A 4,214-nucleotide genomic window follows, 5' to 3' on the forward strand; every position below is an offset into this window, starting at 1 on the left:
GGACAGGTTTATGGTCATTTGTGCTCCGTCACCCCATAGTTGATCCGGGGTCGAGGTTTAGTGGTTGCAACCGTCGCTACCAGACGCTCTGGCTGCAGCGCCAGATTCAGCCTGATGATATACTATAATCCGCTGACTTGAGCCAACCGGTTAACCCTGTTCATCAGCTTTGATTTTCGGGTTCGCTAGATTGACGCAATCCCCATTCGTCCAGCGCGCGCTGATGGGCGTTTGTGCGATTTATGGCTTCGCTCACTTCAAACTTTCCGGGCGACAGGCTTATTGCCTCATCATAAAGCGCCAGCGCCGCGTCAAGGTCACCGCGCTGTTCTGCACAAAGCCCGCGATTAAAGGCCAGCGAGAGATGGACCAGCCCGTTCTGCGCGGCTTCGTCCCACATCCGGCAGGCTTCTGCCGGATTGGATTTGGTCATCTTGATCGCCGCCTTGAAATATTGTCCCTCCGCCTTGGTCATGCCCTTGCGGTTTTCCAATATTCTGACTTCGAACCGATATTCTCTCGGAGCGAGGTCGTTACGGATAGCGCTGGCAGCCCCGGACACCATCGTCCGGATCACCGATTCGCTGCTCGCAAATTCATCGTCATCGCCGAAACAGATGGTTTGCTCATTCTGGTCCGGATAGGCTTGGGTATAAATGCTCCGCCCGTCACGATAGCGCGTTGCCCGGACCTGAGCGCGAAAATCGATCGTGCGGCTCAGGCAATCCACCTCGATATCCTTGTAGGTCAGACATTTGTCTTTCTCGCCGCGTTTCACGCAGCGTCGCCGTCTGGCGACCGTTTCATATTCTTCAATGCCCGCGGTAACATTGCCCGAGAGGCTGGCGTCGGATTGCACCGCAGATCGCCCGCCGATGACATCAAAATAGGGTTGGCCAAACACCGTCACCGCAGAGAGACGATCTTCCAGCTCAAACGCCAGCGCCCGCCCGTCGCTGCCGCCGAAATCTCCGATCGCGATGGATTGGATTTCAGCAAATTCGGGGGAGCTCGCCGGTGTCAGGCCCTCGATGGTCAGAACCTCGGCCTGCGCCGCATTGGACAGGCAGGACAGCGTCATCATGCCGGAAATCGTAACGGTCCAAAATTTGTTCATGTCCACCTCCCTACAGTCAATTCGTTCACAAATATCGATCTCAATATGAACGGAACATTAGTCCCTGATGATCAATTCTGCAATGCGTTCTGGATCCTGCATTGGCATGAAATGGGTGAGATCGGGCAGATAGACATCCCTGCCATGGGCAAAATTGTCCGCCAGTCCGGGCGGGGTCGGCGAAGAGGCGAAATCGAAATTGCCATCCTGCTTGATCTGCGGCGCGCGCAGAATCCTTACCGGCTGCGCGATCCGCTCGATCATCGGCCAGGGATCGATGGTTGTGCTGGTCGCATAGACCGATGCTTCGGTGGCCGGCGGACAGGCCAGTTCGTAGCCGCCCTCGCCATCCGGCAGCAGGCCATATTCGCAATAGTCCCGCAGCACCGCCGGGTCCCACAGCTTGTAGGGATGGCGATCCTTGAATCGTTCGATCATCGCTTCCGGTCCGGTCCAAATATTGCGGCGCTTGGCCACCATCTGGTAAGTGGCGCTAAAATCTGCCGGGTTTTGATAGGCCGCGCGATCCATGATCACCGGATCGATCAGCACCAGCCGCTCGAACAGATCGGGCAGGCGCGCTGCTATTTGTACCAGACAGTTGCCGCCCATGCTGTGACCCGCTCCGACCGCGAATCTCGTGCCCAGTAACTCGAGCAGCTCGGCGGTGGCACCGGCGATCATCGCCCAATCAGTAATGGCTGGCTTGGCGCTTCGACCGTGTCCCAATTGATCAACAGCGATAACATGGAAGCCGTCCGGGAAAGCATCGACAACCTTGTCCCAGCAACGCGCGTGAAAGCCGGTGGCGTGGAGCAGTAGGATCGATGGTGCGTCGCCTGCTGTACCCCATTCGAAATAGCAGATATCGCCGTAGGAGGACGGAAAGTGATGTTGCTTGGGAGGTTTCATGGATGATTTCCGTTAGTCCTGAGCTTGTCGAAGGACGGCTCTCGTTGATAGATGTGGTTCGACAGGCTCACCACTAACGGAATTGGCCCTAGACTTCCTTCGGCGGTTCAACCACGCGGATATGCAATTCGCGCAACTGCTTGGACGACACCGGACTCGGCGCGCTCATCATCAGGTCTTCCGCCTTCTGGTTCATCGGGAACAATACGACCTCGCGGATATTCGGTTCGTTGGCCAGCATCATCACGATCCGGTCGACGCCCGGAGCCGAACCACCATGCGGCGGCGCGCCATATTTCAGCGCGTTGATCATGCCGGAAAATTCGGTGTCGACCTGTTCCTTGGAATATCCGGCAATTTCGAACGCCTTGTACATGATATCGGGCCGGTGGTTCCGGATTGCGCCGGACGACAGTTCGATACCGTTGCAGACAATATCATATTGCCACGCGAGAATGTCGAGCGGGTCCTTGCTTTCCAGCGCTTCAAGCTCTCCCTGCGGCATCGAGAAGGGATTGTGCGAAAAGTCCATTTTCTTCAGTTCGTCATCATATTCGAACATCGGATAATCGACGATCCAGCAGAATTTGAACGCATTCTTGTCGATCAGGTCCAACTGCTCCGCTGCCCTTGTCCGCGCAACACCGGCGAGCTTCGCCGCATCGGCTTCCTTGCCGGCGGCAAAGAACACGCCATCATCAGGACCACAGCCAAGATCGGCGAGCAGCTTGGCTGTGCCTTCTTCGCCGTGGTTCTTGGCAATCGGGCCGCCGGCCGCGCCTTCCTTCATGTTGATATAGCCAAGCCCGGCGAACCCTTCGCCGCGGGCCCAGTCATTCATGCTGTCAAAGAATTTGCGGCTGTTCTTGCCTGCTTCCGGTGCAACGAATGCGCGCACGGTACCGCCGGTCGAGGTGATCTTGTCGAAAAGGCCAAAGCCGGAGCCTTTGAAATGGTCGCTGACGTCCTGAATGATGATCGGGTTGCGCAAATCCGGTTTGTCATTGCCATATTTCAGCATCGATTCCTTGTAGGGAATGCGCGGAAATTCACCGGCAGGCGTAACCGACCGGCCATCGGCAAATTCTTCGAACACGCCAGCCAGAACCGGTTCCAGCGTCTGGAACACATCTTCCTGGGTGACAAAGCTCATTTCGAAATCGAGTTGGTAAAATTCACCCGGCGAACGGTCGGCGCGGGCGTCTTCGTCGCGGAAGCAGGGAGCGATCTGGAAATAGCGGTCGAAACCGGCAACCATCAGCATCTGCTTGAACATCTGCGGTGCCTGCGGCAGCGCATAGAATTTGCCGGGATGGACACGGCTGGGCACGAGATAATCGCGCGCGCCTTCCGGTGACGAGGCGGTCAGGATCGGCGTCTGGAACTCGGTAAAGCCCTGCTCGGTCATCCGGTTGCGCAGGCTGGCGATGACCTTGGACCGCAGCATCATATTGGCGTGTACCGACTCGCGACGCAGATCGAGGAAGCGGTAGCGCAGGCGGATATCCTCGGGATATTCCTGTTCGCCGAACACCGGCATCGGCAATTCTTCCGCCGGTCCCTGCATATCAACACTATCGGCAACCAGCTCGACCTCACCGGTCGGCAGATTCCTGTTCACCGTTTCATCATCCCGGGCGACAACCTTGCCGGTCACCGTAACAACCGACTCAACCCGCGCGCCGTCGAGCATCTTGAAGGCATCGCTGCCGGTCTCGCTGACGATCTGGGTCAGACCGAAATGGTCGCGCAGATCGACAAACAGCAGATTGCCATGATCGCGCTTGCGATGGATCCAGCCGGACAGACGGACTTCCTCGCCGACGTGCGAAGAACGAAGCGCGGAACAATTGTGGGTGCGATATGCGTGCATGATGGACCTTTGGAATTGGGTGCTTTCCCGGATGGAAAGATTGCACGCGTAACACAGGTCTGCGCGCCATTTGTCAAGGCTTGAGATTGGCTGGACGGGCGGTGCGCCGCAGTTGAAGCCGAGCTTTAGTTGTCGGCAGTGCGATTGCTCCCCGCTCCGTGCTCCTCGCACTACAGAATGCCTAAATCAGCCCCAGTTTGACCAGTTCGTCATTGGCAAACACCTGCCGATCAGCAGCATCCGGCATCACTTGCGCTTGCGCCCATTTCCAGTCGGCGAAATTCTGCTCATAATCCCGCTTCACCCGGCGCT

Annotated in this window: 3 protein-coding genes; all 3 read right to left on the reverse strand. The window is 57.3% G+C overall.

What is annotated here, in order from left to right; all coding sequences use genetic code 11:
• Positions 1 to 163: 163 nt before the first annotated feature.
• The 3 genes from WBM93_RS08065 to aspS all read right to left on the reverse strand — a co-directional run bounded on the left by WBM93_RS08065 (position 164) and on the right by aspS (position 3,902).
• Positions 164 to 1,117 carry a tetratricopeptide repeat protein gene (locus tag WBM93_RS08065; RefSeq protein ID WP_424430614.1) on the reverse strand — a complete coding sequence of 318 codons (954 nt, stop codon included), beginning with the start codon at positions 1,115 to 1,117 and terminating at the stop codon, positions 164 to 166.
• Between the two features lie 57 nt (positions 1,118 to 1,174).
• Positions 1,175 to 2,029, reverse strand: coding sequence for an alpha/beta fold hydrolase (locus WBM93_RS08070; RefSeq protein WP_424430617.1), 855 nt, complete (start codon positions 2,027 to 2,029; stop codon positions 1,175 to 1,177).
• A gap of 88 nt (positions 2,030 to 2,117) precedes the next feature.
• Positions 2,118 to 3,902, reverse strand: a complete 1,785-nt coding sequence (gene aspS / locus WBM93_RS08075; protein WP_424430620.1) for an aspartate--tRNA ligase — start codon at positions 3,900 to 3,902, stop codon at positions 2,118 to 2,120.
• Positions 3,903 to 4,214 lie beyond the last annotated feature (312 nt).

The sequence above is a fragment of the Parasphingorhabdus sp. genome (assembly GCF_049667325.1).
Taxonomy (GTDB): Bacteria; Pseudomonadota; Alphaproteobacteria; order Sphingomonadales; family Sphingomonadaceae; genus Parasphingorhabdus.

Coding starts and splice junctions, on each gene's coding strand:
- WBM93_RS08065 (WP_424430614.1), bottom strand. CDS start 1,117: ATGAACAAATTTTGGACCGTTACGATTTCCGGCATGATGACGCTGTCC.
- WBM93_RS08070 (WP_424430617.1), bottom strand. CDS start 2,029: ATGAAACCTCCCAAGCAACATCACTTTCCGTCCTCCTACGGCGATATC.
- aspS (WP_424430620.1), bottom strand. CDS start 3,902: ATGCACGCATATCGCACCCACAATTGTTCCGCGCTTCGTTCTTCGCAC.